This is a genomic window from Streptomyces sp. HUAS MG56 (assembly GCF_058673395.1).
Window position 1 is genome coordinate 3,792,278 of the sequence record NZ_CM178722.1, and the last position, 25,312, is coordinate 3,817,589.

Consider the following 25,312-nt stretch of genomic DNA (forward strand, 5'->3'; position numbering starts at 1 on the left):
AGGGGGGGAAGGCGGCGGCCGTTCCACCGGACCGGAGTTGGGGGTGGACCTCGCGGGGACGCGGGGTGCGCACCGGTCGGTGGAACGGCCGCCGCGCTGTTCAGCGGTTCGAAGGGTCCGAGCGGTTCGGGGGCAGCCGGTTCAGCGCCGGTGGCGGCCGCCGCCCGGATCCGCCGGCTGGGGTTCCGGCGGCGCGGCCGCCTCGGCCGCCGCGACCGCCCTGCGCCGCCGCTTCACCACCCAGGCGCCCGCCGCCAGCAGCAGTGCCGTACCCGCGGCACCCTCCACCAGGCGGCCGGCGGACGGGCCGCCGGACGACGCCGATGCGCCGCCGCCCGCCGGCTGCGCCCCCTTGGCCCCCGGCGCCGGGCTCGCCTTCGCGCCGCCCTCGCTGAGCGGCTCGACCAACGTGCCCACCGCCTGGGCCGAACGCCCGCCCCCGAAGCCCCAGTCGAGCAGCGCGGCGGTCTGTTCGTAGACGGCGTTGCTGCCCTCGGCGGGGTGCATGACCGTCACCAGCAGGGTCCGTCCGCCCCGGGTGGCGGCGCCGGTGAAGGTGTTGCCGGCGTTGCTGGTGTAGCCGTTCTTGACACCGATCAGGCCGTCGTACGTCCTCAGGCCCATCGCCCCGGTCAGCAGGCGGTCGGTGTTCTGGATCTGGAAGGTCTTCTTGCCGCCCGCCGGGAAGTTCGCGACGCGGGTGCCGCAGTAGCCGCGGAAGTCGGTGTTCTTCAGCCCGTGGCGGGCGAAGAGCGTGAGGTCGTACGCCGAGGAGATCTGGCCCGGGTGGTCGAAGCCGTCGGGACTGACCACGTGCGTGTCCAGGGCTTGCAGGTCCGTGGCCTTGGCCTGCATCTCGGCGACCGTCGTGCCGATGCCGCCGTTCATGTGGGACAGCACGTGCACGGCGTCGTTGCCGGAGCGCAGGAACACGCCCTGCCACAGCTGCTCGACGGTGTAGGTGATGCCGGCCTTGATGCCGACCAGGCTGGAGCCGGCCGGGATGTCGGCGAGGTCGGAGTCCTTGACCGTGTACCGCTGGGTGCGGTCGAACTTCTGCAGCACGGTGTCGGCGAACAGCATCTTCAGCGTGGACGCGGGCGGGAGCCGCCGGTGCGCGTTGAACGAGGCGAGCACCTCGCCGCTGTCGCAGTCGGCGATCAGCCAGGAGCGGGCGGTGATCTTCGCGGGAAGGCCGGTGGCGCCGCGCACCTGGACGCCGCCGCGGGCCAGTTGCTCGCCCCCGACGACGGCGGGCGCGGCTGCGGCGGCCGTGGCCAGGGGAAGGGCTGCAGCCGTGGACAGGGGAAGGGCGGCGGCAGTCAGACCGAGGACGGCACGCCGGCTGATCCGGGAACATTCACGCACTCCGGGACCGTACACCGCGACCAGCGGCGACTTCCTGAACCGGGGTGCTGGACGGCGCGGAATTTGCCGCGTCATGAAAATACGATGAGTTACTCACGTTTCCCGGCCCTTACGGCTGCAGATCCGCTCATCGCCCGAGCAGCCGCTCGATCTCGGTGAACTGCCCTGCGGTGAGCGGCCCCTTCGCCATGGCCCCGGCGTTCTCCTCGGCCTGCGCGACCGTGCGGAACCCGGGGATCGGGATGGTGCGCGGGCTGCGCGCCCACAGCCAGGCGAGGGCGCCCTGGGCGAGGGTGCGGCCGTCGCTCGTGAGGACGTCCCGCACGGCGTCGATCCGGGCCAGCCACTCCACGTCGGCGCCGGACCCGTCCGCGTCGTATCCGGGCAGCCACGCCGGCGGCCTGCTCCGGATGTCCCCGGCCGCCGGCCGCCCCCGCCCCCTCCCGGCCAGCAACCCCATGGCCAGCGGGCTCCTGTTGATGCTCGCGAGCCCCCACTGCTCGCACCGCGCCAGCATGTCGGGGGCGTCCTGCAGCACGTTGAGCGCGTGCTGTACGGCCGCGCAGTGCTCCCCCTCGGCGAAGACGGCGGCGCGGTCGGGGTCGTCGGTGCTCCACGCGTAGGCACGCACGGTTCCCTCCCGCACGAACTCCTCGCAGGCCTCCCGGAGTCCGGCCGCCCGCTCCGGGTCGGCGTCGGAGAGATGGAGCTGGTAGAGGTCGATGTGGTCCGTGCCGAGCCGGCGCAGCGAGTCGGTCAGGGCGCGGCGGGCGTGGGCCGGGGTGTCGTCCTGGCCGTCGGCGGTGCGCGTGCGCTCGTCGAAGAGGTTGCCCCACTTGGTGGCGACGACCACGTCGTCCCGCCGCTTGCCCAGCGCCCGGCCGAGGATGCGCTCGCTGTGCCCGGTGCCGTAGCAGTCGGCGGTGTCGAAGAAGGTGACGCCGAGGTCGAGGGCGCGGTGGACCGCCCGTACGGACTCCTCGTCGTCCACCGTGCCCCACCCGAGCGGCTGCCCGTCCACGGCCTGCCACTCACCGCCGATGGCCCAGCACCCGAAACCGAGCGCGCTGACCCCGATCCCTCCCCCACTCTCGGCTTCGCTCGAGCGGGGGGACCCCCATCGCCCCAGGGTCCTCCTGGTCTCTTGTGTCATGCCTGTGGACGCTAGGAGTTGGAGCGCACACGAGGACAAGCCCTGGAACGACGATTCCCGGGACGTCCTTCACGCCTGCCCGGTCTCGAACCGGGAGATCTGTCCCTCGTCGTCGACGGTGAAGCGCCACTGGGTGCTCATCTCGCCGTAGGTGTCGTTGCGGTAGCGGGCACGCAGCGCCCGGCCGCCGTCGGACTCCTTCTCGACCTCCATGTGGCCGTTGGAGGAGAAGATCTCGTCCTCGATCCACTGGTCGAGTTCCCGGTCGCGGCCGTCGTCGGCCATGGTCGCGCCGGGCGCGAGGAGGTGCAGCAGGCCCTCCCGGTCATGGGAGTTGACGGCGGTGACGAAGGCCCGGACGGCCGGGTCGCTGAGATTGGCTGGTTTGATCGTCATGGCGCCAGGCTCACACCGCTCCCCCGGCCCCGCCACCCGAACGCCCTCCCCGACGCGCCCGTGAGGGTGAGGCCTGCGACGGTGGGAAGCGGGGTCCTTCTCCTGTCCGCCCGTCTGCTGGGAGTCGCCGTGAGCTGTTTCGACCGACGTGATCTGGGCCTGCTGCTGCTCCGGCTGGGCACCGGCGGGGTGCTGGCCGCGCACGGCGCGCAGAAGCTGTTCGGCTGGTTCGGCGGGCACGGTCTGGAGGGCACCGGCCAGTTCATGGAGTCCGTCGGCTACCGGCCGGGCAAGGCGAGCGCGACGGCGGCGGGCCTCGCGGAGGCGGGCGGCGGCACCCTCCTCGCCCTGGGCCTCGCGACCCCGGCCGCGGGCGCGGCGGCGGCCGGCGCGATGGCAGGGGCGGCGGCGGTCCACCTGCCCAACGGCTTCTTCGCCCAGGCGGGCGGCTACGAGTACGCGGCGACCCTGGGCCTCGCGGCGGCCGGCCTCTCGGTGACCGGCCCCGGCCGGCTCGCCCTCGACCACGCCCTCGGCCACGTCTTCGACCGCGGCTGGATGGTCCCGGTGGCCCTCGGCGTCACGGCGGCGGCCACGGCCGTGGTGGTGGGTGCTCGGAACTGCCGGGTGCGGTTCAAGGAGGAGGGCGAGCAGGAGGCGTTGTTCGAGGAATAGCCCGACTGCCGGCGTGGCCGGCGGTACGGCGTGGGACGCTGGGCGGCATGACCGATCAGGACCCCGCCGCCCCTCTCTGGCCGGCCGTCGACGACCTCTGGTCCCGCCTGGAGTCCACTCGGACCCACACCGGCCAGGAGGGCCTCCTGCTGCGCATCCTCAAGCTGTCGGAGGAGGTCGGTGAGGTCGCGGAGGCGGTGATCGGGGCGACCGGCCAGAACCCCCGCAAGGGCGTCACCCACGACTGGGACGACGTCCAGGCGGAACTGTGCGACGTGGCCATCACAGCCCTCGTCGCCCTGCGCACGCTGACACCGGAGGCACGCGAGGTGTTCGAGCGGCATGTGGAGAGGGTGCGGGAGCGGGGGACGAGGCCGCCGGTGTGAACCGGGACGAGGCGCGTGACGGGCCGTGACGGGCCGGCCGTAGGGAGAGCGGAAGCGGGCAGACGAGTCGGGCTGTACGCCGGGTTCTGTTCCCCGGGACCCTCGCGGGTGCCGGGGCGACGGCCATCCATCTAGGGCCGGCGTTGCCGCCGGCCTCGTGCGGTCTACCCGCGGACTCGGGCGGGCAGCCCTCGAACGTCCGCGCAGAGCGCGTTTCACGGCGCTCCTTTTGACCTTGCTCCGGGTGGGGTTTACCTAGCTGCCCAGGTCACCCTGGGCACTGGTGGTCTCTTACACCACCGTTTCACCCTTACCGAGGACCGAGATCCCCGGCGGTCTGCTTTCTGTGGCACTGTCCCGCGGGTCACCCCGGGTGGCCGTTAGCCACCACCCTGCCCTGTGGAGCCCGGACGTTCCTCGGGAAGCCCCCTAGGGGGACTCCACGCGGCCGCCCGCCCGGCTCGTCTGCCGTGTCGACCATGGTACCGGGAGCCGGGGGCGGCGAGGACCGGTGGCCGCCGTCGCCAGGACCGAGCCCGCGAGGATCAGGGCGAAGGCCACCAGGACCGTGGAGGTCAGGGGCTCGCTCAGGAAGACGGCGCCGGCGGCGACCGCGACCGCCGGGTTGACGTACGTGATGACCGTCGCCCGGGCCGGGCCCGCCTCCTTGATCAGCTCCAGGAAGGCGACGAAGGCCACCGCCGTGCAGATCACGCCGAGGCCGGCCAGCGCGGCCAGGACGGAGGCGGAGGGGACGGAGGAGGGGAGGTTCGCGGCCGCCACCGGGGCGTAGATCACGGCCGCCAGGGTCAGGCAGGCCGCGGTGAGGTGCAGGGAGGGCACGTCCTTCAGACGGCGGGCCGCTATCGCCGGGGCGGTCGCGTAGCCGATGACCGTCACCAGCACCTCGGCCAGGGAGCGCGTGTCGCCGCCGGTCAGGTGGGGCAGCACCAGGACCGTCACGCCCGCCAGGCCGAGGGCGAGGCCGGTGATGCGCCGGGCGCCCAGCCGTTCCGTGTCGCCGAACAGACGGGCCACCACGACCCCGACGATCGGCACGCCCGCGATCAGCAGGCCGGACGTGGAGCTGGACAGGTGCCGCTCCGCGTCGGTGAGGGTGAACCAGGGGACGACGATCTCCAGGACCGCGAAGGCCAGCATGGGGCGCCAGTGGGCCCGGATCGTCGCGGGCAGGCCGCCCTGGCGCAGGGCGAAGGGGAGCAGCAGGAGTGCGCCGAGGGCGCAGCGCGTGAAGACCAGCGTCGGCGGGGACACCTCGGCCACCGCCACCTTGATCAGCAGATAGGGGATGCCCCAGATCACTCCCATGAGGGAGAAGAGGAACCAGCCGCGTGCAGTCATGCGGTGAGTTTCGGCCGCGCGGTCAGTGCGTGTCTTGAACGCTGTTGCGGTAGGCCGCCGGGGTCACCCCGAGCACCCGGCGGAACCAGCGGGTCAGGTGCGCCTGGTCGGCGAAGCCCACCAGGCCCGCCACCTCGGCCGGGCGCAGCCCGCTCTCCAGCAGCACCCGCGCCCTGCTCACCCGGTACTGGGCGAGCCAGGCGTACGGCGGCAGGCCCATCGTCGTACGGAAGGCGCGCAGGAGCTGGTAGCGGGACAGGTCCAGGTCGGCGGCGAGGGAGGCGAGCGTCGGCGGGGCCGTCAGCTCGTCGGCCAGGCGGTCGCGGACCGTCAGGGCGATGGCGGCCGCGCCCGGCACCAGGTCGGGGCAGGGCCGGGCCGTGGAGTGGCGGCGGGCCAGGGCCGTCAGCAGCCACGGCATGCGGGACTCGGCCTCCAGCGGGTCGGGGCAGCGGCTCAGCTCGGTGTGGGCGAGGCGGAGCGCGGCGGCGAGTTCGGCGTCCTGGAGGAGCGGCTCGCGGAAGTACGGCAGGCCGCCGAGGACGCCGTCGGCCAGCAGGGACGGCTCGGCGTACAGAGCGCGGTAGGCGTAGCCGTCGGTGGCGTTGGCGGGGCCGCCGGTGTGCGTCTCGCCGGGGTCGAGGACGACGATCGTGCCGGGCCCGGTGCGGATGCGGCCGCCCCGGTAGTCGATGACCTCGTTGCCGCCGACGCAGACGCCGATCGTGTACTCCTCGTGGGCGTGCGGGGCGTAGGTGTGGCGGCGGAAGTTCGCGGTCAGCAGGTCGAGCGGGGGCCCGCAGTGGCCCAGTCGGGCCCGTGTCCACAGCGCCTGTTCCGCCATGGAACACCCCCTTGTCGTACGGAACGCCGTACGTCGTACTGAACCCGTCAGGGGTGCAACGCCTTCAGGCCACGTTTCCATGCCGCCTCCAGGTCGGCGTCGCCGGGAAAGCGGCCGTGGATCTCCAGGATGACCATGCCGTGCGCGAAGGCCCACAGCGCGCGGGCCCGGTCGATGTCCCCGCCGCACACCCGGATGAGCGGCAGCGCCGCGCGGTCCTCCAGTCCCTCGGGGAGTTCGGCGCGGGGCAGGGGGCGTTCGGTGGCGAGGCAGTACAGGTGCGGGTGGGCGAGGGCGTAGGAGCGGTAGGCCCCGGCGAGGGCTTCGAGGGAGCCGGGTGCGCGGGCCTCGGCCGCCTCAAGGGCCTCGGCCGACTCCGCGAGCATCTGCGCGGTCAGCTCGACCTCGACGGCGTGTTTGTCGGCGAAGTGCTTGTAGAGGGACGGGGCCTTGATGCCGAGGCGGTCGGCGAGGGTGCGCATGGTGAGCCGGTCGAGTCCGGACTCCTCCAGCAGCTCCCGGGCGGCGGCCACGATCTCGCGCGCCCTCGGGGTGAGTGCGGTGCCCGGTCGGTCAGCCACGCTGGAAGCCCTCCCTGGTGCGCAGGCCGTAGCCGAAGGCGCGGTCGTACGCGATGTGGGCGAGCCAGCCGCACAGGGCCGCGAAGGCGGGCGGCCAGGAGACCGGCAGGAGCGTGTAGGCGACGAGCAGCGCGAGCGGGACGAGGGCGCGGTGCAGTGTGTTGTAGTACGGCACCGCGCGCGGCGGCAGTTGTCCCTTGGCCATGCGGGGCGCGTCGCCGAGGGCCACCAGGAAGGCCAGGTCCGGCAGGACGAAGAAGACGAGGGCCAGGGCGCCGGCGAGCCGGCCGTGGTTCATGCCCTCCAGCACCGCGAAGGCCGACCAGAACAGGGCGAGCGCCAGCCAGGCGGTGCGGCGCAGAACGGTGAGCGGGGAGCGGGACGTGCGGGTGGTACCGGCCAGTGCGGCCATGGCTGCCTCCGGTGTCGTACGGCTCTCTCGATGCCCTCGGTGCTTTCGGTGAGGGCCGAGCGGCGAGGCTAACGTCGTTAGCCTCGCCTGCGACCGTACGGCTAACACCATTAGCCGTCAAGGCCCGTCCGCTCCAGGGCCGTGAACGCGGCCGCGAGGCGCGCCCGGTGGCTCCGGGCCGTCTCGGCCACCGGGTCGCCGGCCAGCAGGCGGTCCACGGAGGCGAGGAAGACCGTGCGGTAGGCGGCGACGGTCAGGGCGGCGAGGAGGTGGGGGTCCGTCGCACCCGCTTCCGTGAGGGCGGCGGCGAGGCCGCGCTCCACCTCCTCGACGCCCTCGCGGGCGCGGGAGCGCAGGGCCGGGGATGCGATGACGATGCGGAAGAAGCGCGGGTAGCGCTCCCCCACCCCGCTCAGCGGGTGCCGCTCGTCGAGGAGGCGGAGGGTGAGGCGGCGCAGGGCGGCGAGCGGCGACTCGCCCGGGGCGCGGTCGCGGACGGCTCCGGCGAAGAGTTCGGCGGCCTGCGGGATGCGGTCGAGGAACAGGTCCTCCTTGCGCGGGAAGTAGTTGAAGACCGTCATCGCGGACACGCCCGCCGCCCGCGCCACCTCGGCGACCGTCACCGCGTCGAAGCCGCGCTCGGCGAACAGACCCGTGGCGATGTCCGAGATGCGCTGCCGCGTCTCGCGCTTCTTGCGCTCCCGCAGGGAGAGTTCGTCATCGCTCGCGCGTTCGTCGTTCATAAGAAAACTATATCCGCTCAAAACTTTTAGTGACTACAGTGAAAGCCATGACGATGACGACGACTGACGACGACGTGTACGACGTGGTGGTGGCGGGTGCCGGGCCCGTGGGGCTCTTCCTCGCGTGCGAGCTGCGCCTCGGCGGGGCGCGGGTGCTGGTCGTGGAGCGGCTGACCGAGGTGGACGAGACGATCAAGGCGGGCGCGATCAACATCCCGAGCGCGGTCGCCCTCTACCGGCGCGGGCTGCTGCCCGAGCTGGCGGCGGTGTGGGAGGCGGCGCTCCGGCGGATACGCGCCTTCAGGGGCGAGGACGCCGAGTCGAGGATGCCGCCCAAGTTCGCCGGGCACTTCGCCGGGATCCCGATGGACCAGGCCCTGTTCGACGGCTCCGACCCCGCCTGGGCCGAGGTCGGCCCGGCCGGCGGCTCCGGGCTCGGCGTGCCGCAGGCCGAGCTGGAGCGGATCCTGGCCCGGCGGGCCGAGCGGCTCGGGGTCGAGGTGCGCCGGGGCGTGGAGCTGACCGGCTTCGACGCGGGCGCGGACGGGGTCGTCGTACACACCGGTCGGGGGACGATCCGCGCGGGCTGGCTGGTCGGCTGTGACGGCGGGCGCAGCACGGTCCGCAAGACCGCCGGCTTCGACTTCCCGGGCACGGACCCGGAGATCACCGGCTATCAGGCGATCGTGGAGCTGACCGGCGGCGAGCGGCTGCGCGAGGGCTGGAACACGACCGACACCGGGACGTACGTCCACGGGCCGTTCCCCGGGCGGATCCTCACCGTGGAGTTCGACGGCCCCCCGGCCGACCGCACGGCCCCCGTCACCGCAGGGGAACTCCAGGCCAGTCTGCGCCGGGTGGCAGAGGTGCCGGAGGTGACCGTCACCAAGGTGCTCAGCGCCACCCGGTTCACGGACAACGCCCGCCAGGCCGCCGACTACCGCAAGGGCCGGGTGCTGCTCGCGGGGGACGCGGCGCACGTGCACTCGCCGTTCGGCGGACAGGGCCTGAACCTCGGCCTCGGGGACGCGATGAACCTGGGCTGGAAGCTGGCCGCCGTCGTACGCGGGCAGGCGACCGAGTCCCTGCTGGACACCTACACCGCCGAACGGCATCCGCTCGGCGCCTGGGTGCTCGACTGGACCCGGGCCCAGATCGCGGTGATGCGCCCCGACCGGCACGCCCGCGCGCTGCGCCGGGTGGTGACCGACCTGGCGCTGACCACGACGGGCACGACGTACCTCGTCACGAAGATCTCCGGCGTCTGGCAGCGCTACGACCTGCCCGGCGGGCACCCGCTGACCGGCGCGAGCGCGCCCGACCTGGAGCTGTCCGACGGCAGCCGGCTCGGCGACCATCTGCACACCGGCCGCGCCCTGCTGCTCGACCTCGCCGACGACCCCGGGGTGCGCGCACACGCCGAGGGCTACGGCGACCGGCTGGAGGTCCGCACGCTGGCCTGCCCGGCCCGGCCCGGCCTCGGGGCGCTGTTCGTCCGTCCGGACGGGTTCGTGGCCTGGGCCGCCGACACGGAACCGGAGGATGCGGGGACGAAGGACCTGCCGAAGGCCCTGGAGCACTGGCTGGGCCCCCGGACCGATGCCGCTTGACCTTGTCGTACTGACCCCGCACGTGCGCTGCGCAGCGGTCGACGGCTCCCGAACAGCTCCGTCGGCCGGGCCGGGCCACCGGGGGCTCCGCCCAGGCCGAGGTGATCCGCCGGATGCGCTCCGGGTGCGGTACGGGCCGCACGTGGACCTGCGGATCCCGCTGTCCGCGATCGGCGCCGTACGCCGGGACACACGGATGGCGCACACCCCGGCCGAGGGCGCACTCGAACTCCGGCGGCCTGGTCCGGGCGCTCACACGGCCGTGAAGAGGATCTTCGAGGTGCCCGGTTCGGCCTGGGCGAGGCGTACCCGCAGGCGTTCGCCGAGCGGGAGGTGGTCGCCCTCGATGCGGCCGATGACGGCCGGGGAGATCAACTGCACGGTGCCGACGGTCGGTCGGCGCTCCTCGACGTCCACCACGCAGGCCTCGAAGACGTCCCCGATCCGGTCCTTGAGCAGGGCCGCCTCCACCAGGTCGATGCACTCCCGCTCGACCGTCCCGGCGATCCGGGCGCCGTCGGCCATCCGCCGGGGCAGCGTGTCGAGCGCGGCGAGCACCCAGTCGGGCGGGGTCTGGTCCGCGACGGCGGCGAGGCAGATCTCGGCGGCGTACCGGTCGGCGAGGCGGCGCAGCGGGGCCGTGCAGTGGGTGTACGGGGCGGCGACGGCGGCGTGTGTGGTGATCGCGGGCAGGTCGCCGCCGGTGAAGACGGTGTACCCGGCGCCGCGCAGCAGGGTCGTGCACTCCTGGAGGAAGGCCGCGTCACGCGGGTCGCTCGGGTCGAGGGAGCGGATCAGGGCCGCGTACGACACATGGTGCGGCCAGTCGATGTGCAGCGCGGTCGCGGTACGGCGCAGCCGGGCGACGGCACCGTCCGGCGCGGCCGGGAGGGTGCGCAGTACGCCGGTGCCGTGGGCGAGCATCAGCTCGGCGGCGGCCATGCCGGTGAGCAGGGAGAGCTGGGCGTTCCAGCCGTCGGCGGGCAGCGGGGCGCGGTAGCCGAGGACGTAGGTGTGGTCCTGCGCGGTGATCTCCTGCTCGGGCACGTTGAGGGAGATGCCGCCGCGCTCCACCTCCAGCCGTTCCCGCGCCTCGCCGATCTCCCTGAGCAGTGCGACGGGTTCCTCGGCGGTCCCGGCGTCGATCTGCCGCTGCACGCGCGCGTAGTCGAGCTTGACGCGGCTGCGGACCAGGGCGCGGCGCACGTCGACGGCGGTGGTCCGCCCGTCCGTGTCCAGGTCGATCGTCCACAGCACGGCCGGGCGGACCCGGTCCGGCAGCAGGCTCGCGGCGCCCTCGCTCAGCACGACGGGGTGCAGCGGCACCTTCTCGTCGGGGAAGTACAGGGTGTTGACGCGCCGGTGCGCCTCCGCGTCCAGCGCGCCGCCGGGTGCGACGAAGGCGGGGACGTCGGCGATGGCGTAGCGGACCCGGTAGCCGGCGGCCCGCCGGGACAGGTGGGTGGCCTGGTCGAGGTCCAGGGAGGCGGGCGGGTCGAGGGTGAAGAAGGGGATGTCGGTGGCGTCGTGCGACGGTACGGCGGGCGCCTTCGCCGCGCGCTCGGCCTCCTCCCGGACCGGGGGCGGGAAGTCCTGCGGGATGCCGAGTTCGGTGCGCAGCGCGGCGAGCGCGGCCCGGAGCGGGGCCTCGGGGGCACCGGTCACGCGGATCTTGCGGCGGGGCATACAGCGAGCGTAGGTCGCGGGCGGGGGCCCGGCACGCCGTACGCTGTCGCGGAGGTCTAGGTGAGGAGTACGTGGTGCTGGTCCTGCTGCCGCCGTCCGAGGGCAAGGCGAACTCGGGCGCGGGTGCCCCGCTGAAGCTTGAGTCGCTGTCCCTGCCGGGGCTGACCGCCGCGCGGGAGGCGGTGCTCGGCGAACTGGTCGAGCTGTGCGCCGGGGACCCCGACCAGAACGAGAAGGCGCGCGAGGTGCTGGGACTGAGCGAGGGGCTGCGCGGTGAGGTCGCGAAGAACGCCGGCCTGCCGACGGCGGGCGCCCGCCCGGCCGGGGAGATCTACACCGGTGTCCTCTACGACGCCCTCGGCCTGGCCACGCTGGACACGGCGGCGAAGCAGCGCGCGGCGCGCTCGCTGCTGGTGTTCTCCGGGCTGTGGGGCGCCGTGCGCGTGACCGACCGGATCCCCTCCTACCGCTGCTCGATGGGCGTGAAGCTGCCCGGGCTCGGCGCGCTGGGCGCGCACTGGCGGGCGCCGATGGCGGACGTGCTGCCCGAGGCGGCCGGGAGCGGCCTGGTGCTGGACCTGCGCTCGGCGGCGTACGCGGCGGCCTGGAAGCCGAAGGGCGAGGTCGCCGGGCGAACGGCGACGGTGCGGGTGCTGCACGCGCCGACCCGGAAGGTGGTCAGCCACTTCAACAAGGCGACCAAGGGCCGGATCGTGCGCAGCCTGCTGTCGGAGGGTGCCGCGCCGAAGAACCCGGCCGAGCTGGTGGAGGCGTTGCGGGACCTCGGGTACGAGGTGGAGGCGCAGGCGCCGGAGAAGGCGGGCCGGGCGTGGGCGCTGGACGTGCTGGTGGAGGAGATCCACTGATCCACGGATCCACTAGGTTCACCGCCCACCGGGCTTCGCATTGCAGCATGCGCAACGCTCATTGCGCGTGATGCAGCGGCTGGGCACGATGAGGGCATGACCTCACCGCTGCCCTCGCCCTCGCCTGCCTCCGTGCACGATCTCGTCGCGCCGGCGCCCGTCGTCCCCGTGGTGGTCGTCTCCGACGTCGCCGACGCCGTGCCGCTGGCGCGGGCGCTGGTGGCGGGCGGGCTGCCCGCGATCGAGGTGACCCTGCGGACGCCGGCGGCGCAGGCCGCGATCCGCGCGATCGCCGCGGAGGTGCCCGCCGCCGTGGTCGGGGCGGGCACGGTGATCACGCCGGAGCAGGTGAGCGCGAGTACGGCGGCGGGGGCGCGGTTCCTGGTCAGCCCCGGGTGGACGGACGTACTGCTGGCGGCGATGCGCGGATCGGGGCTGCCGTTCCTGCCCGGGGTGTCGACCACCTCGGAGGTCGTCGCGCTGCTGGAGCGCGGGGTGCGGGACATGAAGTTCTTCCCGGCGCAGGCGGCGGGCGGCACGGCGTATCTGCGGTCGCTGGCCGGGCCGTTGCCGCAGGCCCGGTTCTGTCCGACCGGCGGAATCGGTCCGGCGAACGCGCCGGAGTACCTCGCCCTGCCCAACGTCGGCTGTGTGGGCGGGAGTTGGATGGTCCCGGCGGACGCGGTGGCCGCCGGGGACTGGGCGCGGATCGAGGAGCTGGCGCGGGCGGCGGCCGGGCTCGGCGGGCTCAGGGACGCAGGTGGGACGTGTCGTTGAAGAGCCGGACGCTGGCGTTGCCGTCGGCGTAGTACGCCACCGCCGACAGGGAGGCCGCGGAGAGCTCCATGCGGAACAGGGACTCGGGCGGGGCGCCGAGGGCGAGCCGGATGAACGTCTTGATCGGGGTCACATGGCTGACCAGCAGGACCGTGCGGCCCGCGTAGGCCGCGACCAGCTTCTCCTGGGCGGCGGCGATCCGGGTGGCCGTCTCGGCGAAGCTCTCGCCGCCGCCCGTGGGGTGGGCCTCGGGGTCGGCGAGCCAGGCGGTCAGGTCGTCCGGGTGACGCTCGCGGACCTCGCCGAAGGTGAGGCCCTCCCAGGCGCCGAAGTCCGTCTCGCGCAGGCCGTCCTCGATCGTCACGTCCAGGCCGAGGCGCTCGGCGACGATGCCGGCGGTCTCGCGGGTGCGGGTGAGGGGGGAGGCGACGACGGCCTGGATGGTGCCGCGCCGGGCGAGGGCCTCGGCGGCACGGCGGGCCTGTTCGCGGCCGGCCTCGGAGAGGGAGGGGTCGGTGCCGCCGCTGCCCGAGAAGCGCTTCTGGGGGGTCAGCGGGGTTTCACCGTGCCGGAGCAGCACGAAGGTGGCGGGGGCGCCGAGGTCGGGGGCGGAGCTCCAGCCGGGGGCGGAGGTGCGCTGCTGGTCGGGGGTACTGACCCCGCCGGCTCCGGACAGGCGCTGCTCGTCGGGGGCTTCCGGGCGCCGCTCGCTCGGAGGTGCGCCTTTCTCCGGGACGGGAGCCGCCCCGGCGGCACGACTGCCCGCAGTTGCGGCGGACCCGCCGCCGCCCGCCGCGCGGACCTCCGCCAGGGCCGCCCGTGCCTTCGCCGCGCCCGCGGTCGCGTCCCCGGGCGGACCCGACGGCTCCGGGAGGGCCGACGGGGTGTCCAGCGCCGCCCGGGAAGAGGCCGGTGACCAGGTCTCTCCCTTCGTCCCCGCGTCCATCGCCTCGTTCGCCAGTCGGTCCGCGTGTTTGTTCCGCTCCCGGGGGATCCACTCGTAGGTGACCTGGTCGGGTGGGAAGACGGAGCGGGCCTGGGTAGCCAGGGGCTTCATGTCGGGGTGTTTGATCTTCCAGCGGCCCGACATCTGCTCGACGACGAGCTTGGAGTCCATGCGGACGTGGACCGTGGCCGTCGGGTCGAGGGCATGGGCGGCGCGCAGGCCGGCCAGCAGACCCCGGTACTCGGCCACGTTGTTGGTGACGACGCCGAGGAACTCGGCCTCCTCCGCCAGCGTCTCCCCCGTCGCCGCGTCACTGACCACGGCGCCGTAGCCGGCCGGCCCCGGGTTGCCCCGTGACCCGCCGTCGGCCTCGACGATGAACTCCCGCACCCGACAAGCCCCTTGTCTGCGAAGGTCTACAGAGGTCTACAGACCCGACTCGGCCGTGCGCACCAGGATGCGGCGGCAGTTCTCGCAGCGCACCACGGTGTCCGGCGCGGCCGCGCGGACCTCGTTCAGTTCGGTGATGGCCAGCTCCTGGCGGCAGCCCTGGCAGGTGCGCGCGTACAGCTTGGCCGCGCCGATACCGCCCTGCTGCTCGCGCAGCTTGTCGTAGAGCTTGAGGAGGTCCGCCGGGACGGACGCGGCCACGACCTCGCGCTCCTTCGTCACCGTCGCGACCTCGCCGTCGATCTCCTCGAAGGCCGCGCCCCGGCGCCCGGTCGCGTCGTCGATCCTCGACTGGACCGACCCGACCCGCTCGGTCAGTTCGGCCACCCGCTCCTGCGCGGACTCGCGGCGCTCCATGACCTCCAGGACCACGTCCTCCAGGTCGCCCTGGCGCTTGGCGAGGGAGACGATCTCCTTCTGCAGGTTCTCCAGGTCCTTCGGCGAGGTGACCGCGCCGGAGTCCAGTCGCTGCTGGTCGCGGGTGGCGCGCTGGCGCACCTGGTCCACGTCCTGCTCGGCCTTGATCTGCTCGCGGGCGGTGTCGCTCTCCTCGGTCTGCGCGGCGACCAGCAGGTCGCGCAGTTGCGTGAGGTCCTTGTTCAGCGAGTCGATCTCGGCGTGCTCGGGCAGCGACTTCCGCTTGTGCGCGAGCTGCTGGAGGCGGACGTCGAGGGCCTGGACGTCGAGGAGACGGATCTGGTCGGCGGGCGCGGCGTTCAGTTGGGGGCTCCTGTTAGCTGTTCGGGGTGGTGGACGCCGCGTGGGCGGTCCAGGGGTCGGTGACCGTCGTGGAGACGTGGACGCGCAGGTCCCAGCCGTGGCGGTCGGAGATCTCGTCGAGCTGGCTCGCGGCCAGCTCGCACCAGGGCCACTCGGTGGCCCAGTGCGCCGCGTCGAGCAGCGCGAGAGGGCTCGTGGCCACCGCCTCGGAGGCGGGGTGGTGACGCAGGTCGGCGGTGAGGAAGGCGTCGACGCCGGCCGCGCGGACCTGGTCGAAGAGGCTGTCGCCGGAGCCGCCGCTGACGGCGACCGTGCGGACGACGGCCTCGGGGTCGCCGGCCACCCGGATGCCCTGCGCGGTGGCGGGCAGCCGCTCGGCGGCGCGGGCGGCCAGCTCGCGGACCGTGAGGGGGTGGTCGAGTTCGCAGATCCGGCCGAGGCCCCGGCGGCCCGCCGGGTCGGCCGGGTCCGGGACGAGGGGGCGTACGACCCGCAGGTCCAGCGCGCCGGCGAGGGCGTCGGAGACGCCCGGGTCCGCCGTGTCCGCGTTGGTGTGGGCGACGTGCAGGGCGATGTCGTGCTTGATCAGCGTGTGCACGACGCGGCCCTTGAAGTGGGTCGCCGCCACCGTCGTCGTACCGCGCAGGTAGAGCGGGTGGTGGGTGACCAGCAGGTCGGCGCCGAGTTTCACCGCCTCGTCGACGACGTCCTGCACGGGGTCGACGGCGAACAGGACGCGGGTGACCTCCTGGCCGGGGTCGCCCACGACCGTGCCGACCGCGTCCCAGGACTCGGCCCGCTCGGCGGGCCACAGGTTGTCCAGCGCGGCGATGACTTCAGACAGACGGGGCACGGGAAAAGGCTACCTGGCCGTCCGGCCCGGCCGTACCGCATGCGCACGGTCTTGTCCCGGTCAGCACAGACGCCCCGGCTTCCTCAGCTGAATCGCTTCTGCGCCACCCGTATGTGTGAAGTGGCCAGCGGCCCGTCCCCCGCGTGTGCGTACGAAAACTAGCTTCGTCGCCGGAGGTGACCGAACGATGACGGCCTGTGCGATCGAACCACCCCATACCGGCGGTCCCGGCGCGGACGCCGGGGGGAGCGGCTGCGCTCTCACGGCGGACGGGGCGTACGCCGCCCGGCTCGCGCCGGCCGGGGACTGCTGGTTCCCGGAGCGCTGGACGCTGGACGGCCCGGAGCCGTACGCGGTGCCGCTGCCCGGCGACCAGCCGGAGGAGCCGGGCACCGAGGTGCAGCCGCTCGCCGACGGCCGGGTGCTGATCCACCGGCTGATCGAGCGGCGGCACGCCTTCTCGCTGCTCTATCCGACCGGCCCCGGCACCGGTGAGCTGCCGCTGGGCGCGGTGGAGTGCGCCGAGCCCGGCACCCGGCTCACGCTGCTGCCGCCCGCGCCGGGGGGCACGCGCGCGTACGCCCTCGCCGCCGGTCCGCACTCCAGCACGGTCTGGCTGGTGGCGGGCGGGGCCTTCGGTCCGGAGCGGCTGGCCGAGGTGCCGGGGCGTTGTTCGGGCGGGGTGTGGCTGGACCGTGCCGGGCGGATGCTGGCCCTCGACCGGCGGCCGGCCGGCGGCCCGGTGAAGACGGTCGTGGTGGACCTGGCGCGCGCCGAGGTCTCGCCCCTGCTCCAGATCGCGGCCGGCAGCCACGACCGGCTGCTGCTCGCCGACCCCGACAGCGGACTGCTGCTCCTCTCCTCCGACGCGCCCTCGCCCGGGCGGGAGCGGCTGGGGTGGGGCGTGCTCGGCAGCACGCTGCCGGTGCGCTTCCCGGAGTCCCTGCGGATGCCCGACTGCGTGGTGACGCCGTTCGCGATCCAGCCGGGGCAGGTGCTGACGCCGGAGAACTGCGCGGTGGCGCTGCGGATCGACGGCCCGCTCGGCAGCTGGGTGGGCGCCTGGCGGCCGGCCGGGCGGCGGGTGAACCACCTCCCGGCGCCCGAGGGGTGGCTGACCGGCACCGGCCTGTGGACGCCGGACGGGGTGCTGCGGCTGCCGTACGCCACGCGGGAGACTCCCTGCGGCGTGGCGGAGCCGACGGTGCCCTGGGGGGAGGCGGCCGTGGCAGGCGGTACCACCGTGGCCGCGGGGGAGACGGGGGGCTCGGGGGAGGCGGGTCCGGAGGGTCCGGGCCGGGACGGCACGGCCGACGGGGCGCCCGAGGCGCCACGGCGGCCGACGGAACCGGATCCTCCGGATCCCGTGGAGCCCGCGGCCCCGGTGGTTCCGCAGCCGGTGGTGGCGCGTCCGGTGCCGTTGCAGCAGGCGCCGCTCGGACGTCTTGTAACGAACTAGTGCCGGTTGGCGTGTGCGCCTGGATTCGGCCGGTGGTGTGCCGGTTACACTCGCCGGGCTGTACGAAAGATCATGTTGACGGGGTGAATTCTTCCGATGAGCGACACCAGCACCACCGAGCAGCTGTCTGCCGGCTCTCTGGAAACAGACGGTCACGGTCGGCACCGGGGCCCGGTAGCGGCCCAGGACAATGAGGCGGCTCCGCACGGCAAGCACCGCAAGCCGACCGTGGAGACCGCCGAGGCAGCTGCCTGACGGTACGTGGCACAAGGGGCGCCCGCCCGGCGGGCGCCCCTTTCCATTTCCGCTGTCCCTACCCCCGTTTCAGCCCCAGCACCTCCGCCGCCGCGAACGTCTCCCCCGGCGGCCGCCGCGCGTAGTGCGGGGTGAGCAGCGCGTCGAGTTCGTCGTACGTGAACGTCTCCTGCTTGCTGTCGAACTTGGCCTGCACCCGCGGCCGTTCGACGATCGCAACCATGCCGCCGTGGACGACGAGCAACTGGCCGTTGATCCCCGCGGCGGCCGGTGCGGCCAGATAGCCGACGAGCGGGGCGACGTGCTCGGGGGCCAGCGGGTCCAGGCCCTCCTCCGGCTGCTGGAAGCCCGCGAAGACGTCCTCGGTCATCCGGGTCCGGGCGCGCGGGCAGATCGCGTTGGCCGTGACGCCGTACTTGGCGAGGGCCAGGGCGGTCGAGGTGGTCAGGCCGACGATTCCGCCCTTCGCGGCCGCGTAGTTGGGCTGGCCCGCGGAGCCGGCGAGGAACGCCTCCGAGGAGGTGTTCACGATCCGGCCGTAGACCTTCGCGCCGCCGGCCGCCTTGGACCGCTCCCGCCAGTGCGCGGCGGCGAAGTGGGTGGTGTTGAAGTGGCCCTTGAGGTGGACCCGGATCACCGGGTCCCACTCGTCCTCGGTCATGGAGAAGACCATGCGGTCGCGCAGGATGCCCGCGTTGTTGACGAGGATGTCGAGCTTGCCGTACGCGCCGATCGCCGACTCGACCAGTTCCGCGGCCTGTCGGAAGTCGGCGACGTCCCCGGTGTGGGCGAGCGCCGTGCCGCCGGCCGCGCGGATCTCCCGCGCCACCTCCTCGGCGGGCCCGGCCGACGCCTGCCCCGAGCCGTCCCGGCCGGGCTGCCCGTAGTCGTTGACCACGACGGCCGCGCCGAGCCGGGCGAGTTCGAGTGCCTCGGCCCGGCCGAGGCCGCGCCCGGCGCCGGTGACGATCGCGGACATCCCCTCCAGTGGCAGTGTCATGGCCGGCGCCCTCAGATCTCGATGCACGTACGCAGGGCGGTCCCGGTACGCATCTGGTCCAGGGCCTCGTTGATCTCGGCCAGCGGCACCCGGTGGGTGATCAGGCCCGCCAGATCGATCCGGCCGGCCCGCCACAGGGCGATCGCGCGCTCGTAGGAGCGCAGCACGTCCCCGCCGCCGTACATGGACGGCAGGATGCGCTTCTCGTCGAAGAACAGCTCGAACATGTTGAGCTGGAGGAAGTCGTCCATGGCGCCCGCCCCGACCACGACGAGGGTGCCGCCGCGCCGGGTGTTCTCGTAGGCGGTGCGGGCGGTGGCGGAGCGGCCGACGACCTCGAAGACGTAGTCGAAGCCCTCGCCGCCGGTGATCCGCTGCTTGGCGTCGGCCAGTCCGTCGGGCGGGACGGCCTTCGTGGCGCCGAACCGGAGGGCGGCCTCGCGGCGGGAGGCGACCGGGTCCACGGCGACGATCTCGGCCGCGCCCTTCAGCCGCGCGCCCTGCACCGCCGAGATGCCGACGCCTCCGCAGCCGATGACGGCGACCGACGAACCGGCCTGCACATCGGCGGTGTTGAGGGCGGCGCCGAGTCCGGTGGTGACCCCGCAGCCGATCAGGGCGGCGATGTCGAAGGGCACGTCCTCGGGGATGGGCACGGCGCAGCCCGCGTCGACCACGACCTCCTCGGCGAAGGTGCCGGTGCCCGCGAAGCCGAACACGTCGGAGGAACTGCCGCTGGCGCGCCTGAAGTTGGGGGTGCCGGCGTTCATGAACCCGGCCAGGCACAGCTGGGTCTGGCCGCGCTTGCAGGCGGCACAGGCGCCGCAGGCGGGCAGCCAGCAGAGCACGACCCGGTCACCGGGTTTCATGTTCCGTACGTTCTCGCCGACTTCGAGGATCTCGCCCGCGCCCTCGTGGCCGGGTACGAACGGCGCGGGCTGCGGCAGCACCCCGCTCATCGCGGACAGGTCCGAGTGGCACAGTCCGGTGGCGCGCACCCGGACCCTGACCTTGCCGGGCCCGAAGCCCACGGCCTCGACGTCATCGACGACGTCGAGCTTTTCCTGGCCGATCTCGTGCAGTACGGCTGCGCGCATGGTGCGGCTCTCCCCTCGACTACAGCCTGGATCAGGAGTGTTGGACGATGGTGTCGGCGAGGACGGGCGCGTCGTCCCGCTCGATCGCGCTCACGGCCACCCGGACGGCGTTCCCCCCCTCCTGCCACATGCGGATGCGCAGGGTCTCGCCCGGGAAGACGACTCCGGTGAACCGGGTGGTGTAGGACCGCACCCGGCTCACGTCCCCGCCGAGCAGCGTGTCGACGACCGCCTTGAGCGTGATGCCGTAGGTGCACAGCCCGTGCAGGATGGGCCGGTCGAATCCGGCGCGCTTGGCGAAGTCGGGGTCGGCGTGCAGCGGGTTCCGGTCGCCGCTCAGGCGGTAGAGCAGCGCCTGGTCCTCGCGGACGGCCCGTTCGACGGTCCGGTCGGGCTCTCCGGCGGGCGGGTCGAGGCGTGTGCCCGGGCCGCGGTCGCCGCCCCACCCGCCTTCTCCCCGTACGAAGATCTGGGCGTCGTTGGTCCACAGCGGGCCGTCGGCGTCGGCGACCTCGGTGCGCATGACGAGGACGGCCGCCTTGCCCTTGTCGTACACGGCGGCGATGCGGGAGGTGGCGGTGGCGGTGCCCCGGGCGGGGATCGGGCGGTGGATCTCCAGGCGCTGCCCGCCGTGCAGCACCTTGGCGAGGTCGACCTCCACGCCCGGCATGGACAGACCGCCGATCACGCCGGGCGAGCCGGCGCCCGCGACGGTGGCGAAGCTGGGCAGGACGTGCAGCCGGGACTCCAGGGTGTAGCGCAGCTCGTCGGGATCGGTGGCGGGGACGCCGGCGCCGATGCCGAGGTGGTAGAGCTGGACGTCCTTGTGGTCCCAGGTGATCTCGCCGGTCCGGGGTTCGGCGGCGAGGGCCAACGCTGCGTCGATGGGCATACGGCTCCTGACATGGGCTGCGCGGTGAAAGACCCCGGCACGGCCGTCCGCACCGTCGGCCGCACCGAGGTCGCTACGGGCCGATCTAGAACGCGTTCCAGTCCGGCGCCCCTTGTATAGCCGAGCACTCCGCACTTGTGAAGGCTCCTGACGTCGTGTCAGATCTCGTCGGCAGTGACATTTGTACTGCCCGAGTCCGTACATGCGCATCTGCCGGAGGCCGGGTCCGGCCTCGTACCGTCGTACCCATGACACAACGGGGGCAACGAGGAGGGGCCGTCTCCTTCACGGGGGCGGTCAAGGCGTACGGCGAGGTCCGCGCCGTGGACGGCGTCGACCTGGACATCGCGCCCGGCGAGACCGTGGCCCTGCTGGGCCGCAACGGCGCCGGCAAGTCGACCACGATCGGGCTGCTGCTCGGGCTGTACGAGCCCGACGCGGGCGCCGTGGAGCTGTTCGGCGCGCCGCCCGAGCGCTCGGTGCGCGCGGGACGGGTGGGCGCGATGCTCCAGGAGGCGCGCCCGGTACCCCGGGTCACGGTCGGGGAGCTGGTCGCGTTCGTCGCCTCCCGCTATCCGGCGCCGATGCCGGCGGGCCGGGCGCTGGAGCTGGCCGGCATCGCCGGCCTGGCCGGGCGGCGCGTGGACCGGCTGTCCGGCGGGCAGGTGCAGCGGGTGCGGTTCGCGGTCGCGCTGGCCGGGGACCCTGCGCTGCTGGTGCTGGACGAGCCGACGGCGGCGCTCGACGTGGAGGCCCGGCACGCCTTCTGGGACTCCATGCGCGACTACGCCCGGCACGGCCACACCGTGCTGTTCTCCACGCACTACCTGGAGGAGGCCGACGCCCACGCCGACCGGATCCTGATCATCGACCGGGGCCGGATCGTCGCCGACGGCACCGGCGAGGAACTGCGCCGCGCGGCGGGCGGCAACCTGGTCTCGCTCGACCTGGCGGGCCGCGACCCGGAGGGACTGGCCCTGCTGCCCGGGGTCCGCTCGGTGGAGGTGCGGGGCGAGCGGGCGCGGCTGCGCACGGACGACTCGGACGCCACGGTGATCGCGCTGGCGGAACTGGGGGCGATACGGGGGCTGGAGGTGGCGCCGGCGTCCCTGGACGACGCGTTCCTGACGCTGACCGGCCCCCGGACCGTACCCGACTCCCACGACCTGGAGCCCCGCTGATGCTCGCCTACGTACGTCTGGAAACCCGCCGCACCCTCCGCGACCCCGGCTTCGTCATCGGCGGCATCGCCATGCCCGTGCTGATGTACCTGCTGTTCACGAACATCGGCCAGAGCGACGGGAGTTGGAAGGCGGCGTCGATGGTCGGCATGGCCGCCTACGGCGCCGTCGGCTCGGCCCTCAACACCGGAAGCGCGGTGGCCGAGGACCGCGCCGTCGGCTGGCTGCGGCAGTTGCGCGTGACCCCGATGACCCCGCGCGAGGTGGTGACCGGGCGGACCCTGACCGGCGCGGTGACCGTGCTGCCCGCGATCCTCGCCGTGCTGGCGGCGGGCGGGCTGGTCAACGGGGTGCGGCTGGCCGTGTGGCAGTGGGCGGCGATCGTGCTGCTGCTGTGGTTCGGCTCGCTGCCGTTCACCCTGCTCGGCCTCGGCAACGGCTACCGGCTGACCGGGCCCGCCACGGGTGTGGCGAACATGCTGTGCGGTCTGGGGCTCTCGGTGCTCGGCGGGCTGTGGTTCCCCGTCAGCCTCTTCCCCGGCTGGCTGCGCGCCGTGTCGGCGTACACCCCCACCCACCGGTTCGCCCAGCTGGGCACCGCCGTCGCGGAGGGGCGCGCCCCGGGAACCGGTGCCATCATCGTGCTGACGGCATGGCTGGGACTTTTCGGTTCGTACGCTGTGCTGTCGTACCGCCGCGGGGCGGGCACGGTCTGACGGGGGAATCTGATATGTCGTGGAAGTCCTGGATGTCGTTGATACGGGGAATTCAATGCCGGGCGCGCTCCTGGCAGGCGACGCGGCTCGAATGGAGGGCGGAGCGCGACCGCTGGAAGGCCGACCACAAGCGCTTCACCGCCGCGGCGCGCGCCGCCAGGAAGACGGGCAAGTCCCCGGCCGTCGACCACCCGGGCCCGCCGCCCACCGGCTACGCACTGCTGCCCTGGCTGCTGATGGGAATGGGCTCCTTCTCCAACCTCCTCCAGGGCAAGACCCCGAACCCGCTGATCGGCGGCCTGGGCCTGCTGCTCTTCAACTCGCTGTACGTCTACGTCACCTTCCGCTCCTTCCACCGTGAGAAGCGCGAGGCGGTCTCCACCCGGGTGGCGCTGGCGATCATGGTCCTGCTGACCACGGGCCTGGCCCTCGGCTACGGCGGCAACTGGCTGATGTTCTTCCCCCTGCTGGGCCTTGCGACGGGGGCGACGCTGCGCGGCCCGTGGCTGGGCCGGACGGGCATCCTGCTGGCCGCGTACGCGGGCGCGATCTCCGGCGTCCACGAGGGCTCGGACGCGGTCAACATCGCCTACGCCACGTTCCTCTCCAGCATGGTGACCGCCGCGATCCTCGGCCTGTCCGAGGCGGTGCGGGAACTGCGGGCCGCGCGCGAGGAGTTGGCCCGGCGCGCGGTGGAGAAGGAGCGGATGCGGTTCTCGCGGGACCTGCACGATCTGCTCGGGCACACGCTGTCGGTGATCGTGGTGAAGTCGGAGGCGGCCCGGCGGCTGGCCCCGCGCGACATGGACGCGGCGCTGGGCCAGATCGCGGACATCGAGTCGGTGGGCCGGCAGGCGCTCACCGAGATCCGCGAGGCGGTGACCGGCTACCGGGAGGGAAGCCTCGCCACCGAGCTGACCCGGGCCCGCTCGGCGCTGTCCGCGGCGAGCATCGAGCCGCAGGTCCGCCAGTCCGGGGTGCCGCTCGCCCCGCAGACCGAGGCGCTGCTCGGCTGGGTGGTGCGCGAGGCGGTGACCAACGTGGTCCGGCACAGTGACGCGAGCCGCTGCGAGATCACCGTGGAGAGCGGCGCCGAACAGGCCCGGCTCGCCGTCACCGACAACGGCACCGGCAAGCCGGTCAGCAGGCCCCAGCAGGGCATCGGCGGCACCGGCCTGAAGGGGCTGACCGAGCGCCTCGCGGCGGCGGGCGGCTCCCTGACGGCCGGCCCGTCGCCGCGCGGCGGCTTCACGGTCACCGCCGAACTCCCGGTGGAATCAGCGGAGTCGGCGGAGTCGTCGGACTTCGTGGTTACGGCGCCCAGGGCGTACTGACGGCCCAGCTCACGTCGTCGGTCCAGGAGGTGCTGCTGTCGAAGGCGTTGGACCCGCCGTCGCTCGCTATGTAGAGGTTGTAGTCGTAGTGGCGCAGGTACCTCGTCGGGTAGTTGTACGAGGCGAACGAGGTGCCGGTGCCGCTCTTGCCGGCCTGTGGGCAGAAGGTGGCGTCCTGCCGGAACTGGGCGGTGCCGTCCATGGGTTGCCGGTAGAGCTTGAAGTCGGAGTGGCGCAGGAAGTCGCCGGGGTAGTTGCGCGACTCGAAGGACACGCAGGAACTGTCGGCGAGGCCCTCGCGGACGATCCAGGTGGCGTCGTTCTTGTCGAGGGCGGAGCTGGCCGAGGTGATGGACGACAGCACGCCCGCGTCGTTCTGGTGGCGGACGTAGTCGCTGGTGCAGCAGGACGTGGTCGCGCGCAGGGAGATCTCCGAGCCGGCGTTCAGCGTGCCGGCGCTGCCGGTCGCGGCGCCGTAGCCGACGGAGACGATGTTCGACTGCACGGAGTTGTCGGCGGCGTCCGTCGGGATGCCGGAGGTCATCACGCCCTCGAAGAAGGACCCGATGGAGCCGTTGCTGTTGTCGCCGCCGGTGCCGAGGACGATCGCGCCCTCCTGGTGCATCGGCGAGTATCCGCTCGTGGTCGGCTCACCGCCGGAATAGGTGGTCGTGAGTCCACCTGATTGCGCATTCCCCCATTTGAGCGCGAAATGGTTCTGCCCGTTGTTCTTCAGCAGCGCGGTCACGAACGGCAGCGCGCCCGTGCCGGTGTCGGAGGAGTTCTTGCTGTATCCGGCGTCGGACTGGAACAGCCCGTTCTCCAGGTCGGCCTGCACCCAGGGTCCGGAGCCGTAGCACGGGGAGAACCAGCACTCGGTGCCGAAGTTGATGGCGTCCATGTGCCCGTTGCCGGTGTCCTTGTTGTTCGTCTCGGCGTTGCCGTAGTCGAAGCAGCAGGAGCCGTTGACGTGGGTGCCGGAGGTCACCATGTACATCCCCTCGGCGGCGCCGTCGGTGGCGACGCCCGAGGTGGCGTCGTTGCGGTAGCCCATGCCGGCGGAGATCTCCAGGCCGTACACCTGGTGGCCGCCGACGGTCACCGGCAGCGCGTCCGCGGGCGCCCCGACGTCGGCCTTGCCGGCCCCGCCCGCGCCCTCGACCGTGAGGTCGTTGTGGCGGGCGGACTGGTCGTAGATCCGGGTGACGACGCAGGTCGTGCCGGAGCAGAAGGAGTCCTGGGCGGCGGCGTCGGCGTAGCCGCCGGCGGAGAGCGGCCCGATGTTCTTCGTGGCGCCGTCCGAGGCCCGCTGCACCTGGTACAGCGAGCCGTTGTACGAGGAGTACAGCGCCCGGACCATGCTGTGCGCGGCGACGCAGGGGGTGCCCGCGGCGGCGTAGACGTCACAGGGCAGCGAACTCGCGGCGGCCGCCTGGGGCGCGCCGGTGCCGAGGAGCAGCGCGGCGACGGTGGCGCAGACGGCGAGCAGGGAGAGGACGGCGCTTCTCAGGCGCCCTGGGCGGGGGGTTCCGGGGAGCAAGGTGTACCTC

At 73.5% G+C, this 25,312-nt stretch carries 25 protein-coding genes, 1 other RNA gene and 1 pseudogene; 10 read left to right on the forward strand and 17 right to left on the reverse strand.

Going from position 1 to position 25,312, the window contains the following annotated elements; translation table 11 throughout:
- Positions 1-141 precede the first annotated feature (141 nt).
- The 3 genes from AC4OXY_RS17995 to AC4OXY_RS18005 all read right to left on the reverse strand — a co-directional run bounded on the left by AC4OXY_RS17995 (position 142) and on the right by AC4OXY_RS18005 (position 2,917).
- Entirely contained in the window at positions 142-1,368 is a 1,227-nt protein-coding gene (locus tag AC4OXY_RS17995; protein ID WP_402062957.1) for a D-alanyl-D-alanine carboxypeptidase family protein, read from the reverse strand.
- Between the two features lie 127 nt (positions 1,369-1,495).
- Complete coding sequence (locus AC4OXY_RS18000; protein ID WP_362822222.1) at positions 1,496-2,521, reverse strand: aldo/keto reductase; 1,026 nt, start codon at positions 2,519-2,521, stop codon at positions 1,496-1,498.
- A 69-nt stretch (positions 2,522-2,590) separates the two neighbouring features.
- Positions 2,591-2,917, reverse strand: coding sequence for a nuclear transport factor 2 family protein (locus tag AC4OXY_RS18005; RefSeq protein ID WP_356030634.1), 327 nt, complete (start codon positions 2,915-2,917; stop codon positions 2,591-2,593).
- A gap of 129 nt (positions 2,918-3,046) precedes the next feature.
- Here AC4OXY_RS18005 and AC4OXY_RS18010 point away from each other — a divergent pair, with 129 nt between their 5' ends.
- Together AC4OXY_RS18010 and AC4OXY_RS18015 are read left to right on the forward strand one after the other, a co-directional pair.
- Positions 3,047-3,592 (forward strand): DoxX family membrane protein, encoded by a 546-nt coding sequence (locus tag AC4OXY_RS18010; protein WP_491994205.1) that lies wholly within the window; start codon positions 3,047-3,049, stop codon positions 3,590-3,592.
- A gap of 47 nt (positions 3,593-3,639) precedes the next feature.
- Complete coding sequence (locus AC4OXY_RS18015) at positions 3,640-3,978, forward strand: MazG-like family protein (RefSeq protein ID WP_356030631.1); 339 nt, start codon at positions 3,640-3,642, stop codon at positions 3,976-3,978.
- Between the two features lie 59 nt (positions 3,979-4,037).
- Here AC4OXY_RS18015 and rnpB read toward each other — a convergent pair.
- The 6 genes and pseudogenes from rnpB to AC4OXY_RS18045 all read right to left on the reverse strand — a co-directional run bounded on the left by rnpB (position 4,038) and on the right by AC4OXY_RS18045 (position 7,920).
- An RNA gene (rnpB, locus tag AC4OXY_RS18020) (RNase P RNA component class A) lies at positions 4,038-4,442 on the reverse strand.
- A gap of 118 nt (positions 4,443-4,560) precedes the next feature.
- Positions 4,561-5,340 (reverse strand): annotated as a pseudogene (locus AC4OXY_RS18025) (DMT family transporter); the annotation flags it as partial.
- A gap of 22 nt (positions 5,341-5,362) precedes the next feature.
- Complete coding sequence (locus tag AC4OXY_RS18030; RefSeq protein WP_362822220.1) at positions 5,363-6,184, reverse strand: helix-turn-helix domain-containing protein; 822 nt, start codon at positions 6,182-6,184, stop codon at positions 5,363-5,365.
- 47 nt (positions 6,185-6,231) lie between these two features.
- Entirely contained in the window at positions 6,232-6,765 is a 534-nt protein-coding gene (locus tag AC4OXY_RS18035) for a TetR/AcrR family transcriptional regulator (RefSeq protein ID WP_376285051.1), read from the reverse strand.
- Positions 6,758-7,177: a DUF4260 family protein gene (locus AC4OXY_RS18040; RefSeq protein WP_356030626.1), complete on the reverse strand. Its 420-nt coding sequence runs from the start codon at positions 7,175-7,177 to the stop codon at positions 6,758-6,760. Before AC4OXY_RS18040 ends, AC4OXY_RS18035 begins: the two co-directional genes overlap by 8 nt.
- Positions 7,178-7,287: 110 nt before the next feature.
- Positions 7,288-7,920, reverse strand: a complete 633-nt coding sequence (locus AC4OXY_RS18045) for a TetR/AcrR family transcriptional regulator (RefSeq protein WP_356030624.1) — start codon at positions 7,918-7,920, stop codon at positions 7,288-7,290.
- Between the two features lie 53 nt (positions 7,921-7,973).
- Here AC4OXY_RS18045 and AC4OXY_RS18050 point away from each other — a divergent pair, with 53 nt between their 5' ends.
- The gene (locus AC4OXY_RS18050) at positions 7,974-9,530 is read left to right on the forward strand and encodes an FAD-dependent monooxygenase (protein WP_376286222.1); all 1,557 of its coding nucleotides are present in this window, start codon (positions 7,974-7,976) and stop codon (positions 9,528-9,530) included.
- Between the two features lie 252 nt (positions 9,531-9,782).
- Here AC4OXY_RS18050 and AC4OXY_RS18055 read toward each other — a convergent pair whose 3' ends face one another.
- Positions 9,783-11,216: an RNB domain-containing ribonuclease gene (locus AC4OXY_RS18055; RefSeq protein ID WP_491994206.1), complete on the reverse strand. Its 1,434-nt coding sequence runs from the start codon at positions 11,214-11,216 to the stop codon at positions 9,783-9,785.
- A gap of 74 nt (positions 11,217-11,290) precedes the next feature.
- On the opposite strand from AC4OXY_RS18055, the gene yaaA reads away from it, so the two are divergent.
- A complete protein-coding gene (yaaA, locus tag AC4OXY_RS18060) occupies positions 11,291-12,082 on the forward strand; it encodes a peroxide stress protein YaaA (protein WP_356030684.1) in 792 nt (263 codons plus the stop codon).
- A gap of 96 nt (positions 12,083-12,178) precedes the next feature.
- Positions 12,179-12,859, forward strand: coding sequence for a bifunctional 4-hydroxy-2-oxoglutarate aldolase/2-dehydro-3-deoxy-phosphogluconate aldolase (gene eda, locus AC4OXY_RS18065; RefSeq protein WP_356030619.1), 681 nt, complete (start codon positions 12,179-12,181; stop codon positions 12,857-12,859).
- Here eda and AC4OXY_RS18070 read toward each other — a convergent pair.
- Genes AC4OXY_RS18070 through AC4OXY_RS18080 form a run of 3 tightly spaced genes read right to left on the reverse strand, consistent with a single transcriptional unit; the run spans position 12,831 to position 15,828 of the window.
- Positions 12,831-14,195 carry a bifunctional RNase H/acid phosphatase gene (locus tag AC4OXY_RS18070; protein WP_362822216.1) on the reverse strand — a complete coding sequence of 455 codons (1,365 nt, stop codon included), beginning with the start codon at positions 14,193-14,195 and terminating at the stop codon, positions 12,831-12,833. The two genes, eda and AC4OXY_RS18070, sit on opposite strands and share 29 nt — an antisense overlap.
- A gap of 36 nt (positions 14,196-14,231) precedes the next feature.
- The gene (locus AC4OXY_RS18075; protein WP_356030683.1) at positions 14,232-14,975 is read right to left on the reverse strand and encodes a zinc ribbon domain-containing protein; all 744 of its coding nucleotides are present in this window, start codon (positions 14,973-14,975) and stop codon (positions 14,232-14,234) included.
- 13 nt (positions 14,976-14,988) lie between these two features.
- Positions 14,989-15,828 carry a Nif3-like dinuclear metal center hexameric protein gene (locus AC4OXY_RS18080; RefSeq protein WP_362822215.1) on the reverse strand — a complete coding sequence of 280 codons (840 nt, stop codon included), beginning with the start codon at positions 15,826-15,828 and terminating at the stop codon, positions 14,989-14,991.
- Positions 15,829-16,015: 187 nt separating this feature from the next.
- Here AC4OXY_RS18080 and AC4OXY_RS18085 point away from each other — a divergent pair, with 187 nt between their 5' ends.
- Complete coding sequence (locus AC4OXY_RS18085) at positions 16,016-17,287, forward strand: hypothetical protein (protein ID WP_356030613.1); 1,272 nt, start codon at positions 16,016-16,018, stop codon at positions 17,285-17,287.
- Positions 17,288-17,383: 96 nt separating this feature from the next.
- Positions 17,384-17,542, forward strand: coding sequence for a hypothetical protein (locus AC4OXY_RS18090; protein WP_356030611.1), 159 nt, complete (start codon positions 17,384-17,386; stop codon positions 17,540-17,542).
- Positions 17,543-17,600: 58 nt separating this feature from the next.
- On the opposite strand, the gene AC4OXY_RS18095 is transcribed toward AC4OXY_RS18090, so the two are convergent.
- From AC4OXY_RS18095 to AC4OXY_RS18105, 3 genes are read right to left on the reverse strand one after another with little or no spacing between them, the layout of a single operon-like run.
- Positions 17,601-18,542 (reverse strand): 3-oxoacyl-ACP reductase, encoded by a 942-nt coding sequence (locus AC4OXY_RS18095; RefSeq protein WP_491994207.1) that lies wholly within the window; start codon positions 18,540-18,542, stop codon positions 17,601-17,603.
- Positions 18,543-18,553: 11 nt separating this feature from the next.
- A complete protein-coding gene (locus AC4OXY_RS18100; protein ID WP_376285069.1) occupies positions 18,554-19,639 on the reverse strand; it encodes a Zn-dependent alcohol dehydrogenase in 1,086 nt (361 codons plus the stop codon).
- 31 nt (positions 19,640-19,670) lie between these two features.
- The gene (locus AC4OXY_RS18105; RefSeq protein WP_491994208.1) at positions 19,671-20,531 is read right to left on the reverse strand and encodes a MaoC/PaaZ C-terminal domain-containing protein; all 861 of its coding nucleotides are present in this window, start codon (positions 20,529-20,531) and stop codon (positions 19,671-19,673) included.
- Positions 20,532-20,779: 248 nt separating this feature from the next.
- Here AC4OXY_RS18105 and AC4OXY_RS18110 point away from each other — a divergent pair, with 248 nt between their 5' ends.
- The 3 genes from AC4OXY_RS18110 to AC4OXY_RS18120 are packed head-to-tail and all read left to right on the forward strand — an operon-like array spanning position 20,780 to position 23,762.
- Positions 20,780-21,712, forward strand: a complete 933-nt coding sequence (locus AC4OXY_RS18110; protein ID WP_376285075.1) for an ABC transporter ATP-binding protein — start codon at positions 20,780-20,782, stop codon at positions 21,710-21,712.
- Entirely contained in the window at positions 21,712-22,428 is a 717-nt protein-coding gene (locus AC4OXY_RS18115) for an ABC transporter permease (protein WP_356030603.1), read from the forward strand. Before AC4OXY_RS18110 ends, AC4OXY_RS18115 begins: the two co-directional genes overlap by 1 nt.
- A 32-nt stretch (positions 22,429-22,460) precedes the next feature.
- The gene (locus AC4OXY_RS18120; protein WP_362822210.1) at positions 22,461-23,762 is read left to right on the forward strand and encodes a sensor histidine kinase; all 1,302 of its coding nucleotides are present in this window, start codon (positions 22,461-22,463) and stop codon (positions 23,760-23,762) included.
- On the opposite strand, the gene AC4OXY_RS18125 is transcribed toward AC4OXY_RS18120, so the two are convergent.
- Complete coding sequence (locus AC4OXY_RS18125; protein WP_491994209.1) at positions 23,740-25,302, reverse strand: alpha-L-arabinofuranosidase B; 1,563 nt, start codon at positions 25,300-25,302, stop codon at positions 23,740-23,742. The genes AC4OXY_RS18120 and AC4OXY_RS18125 overlap by 23 nt on opposite strands.
- Positions 25,303-25,312 lie beyond the last annotated feature (10 nt).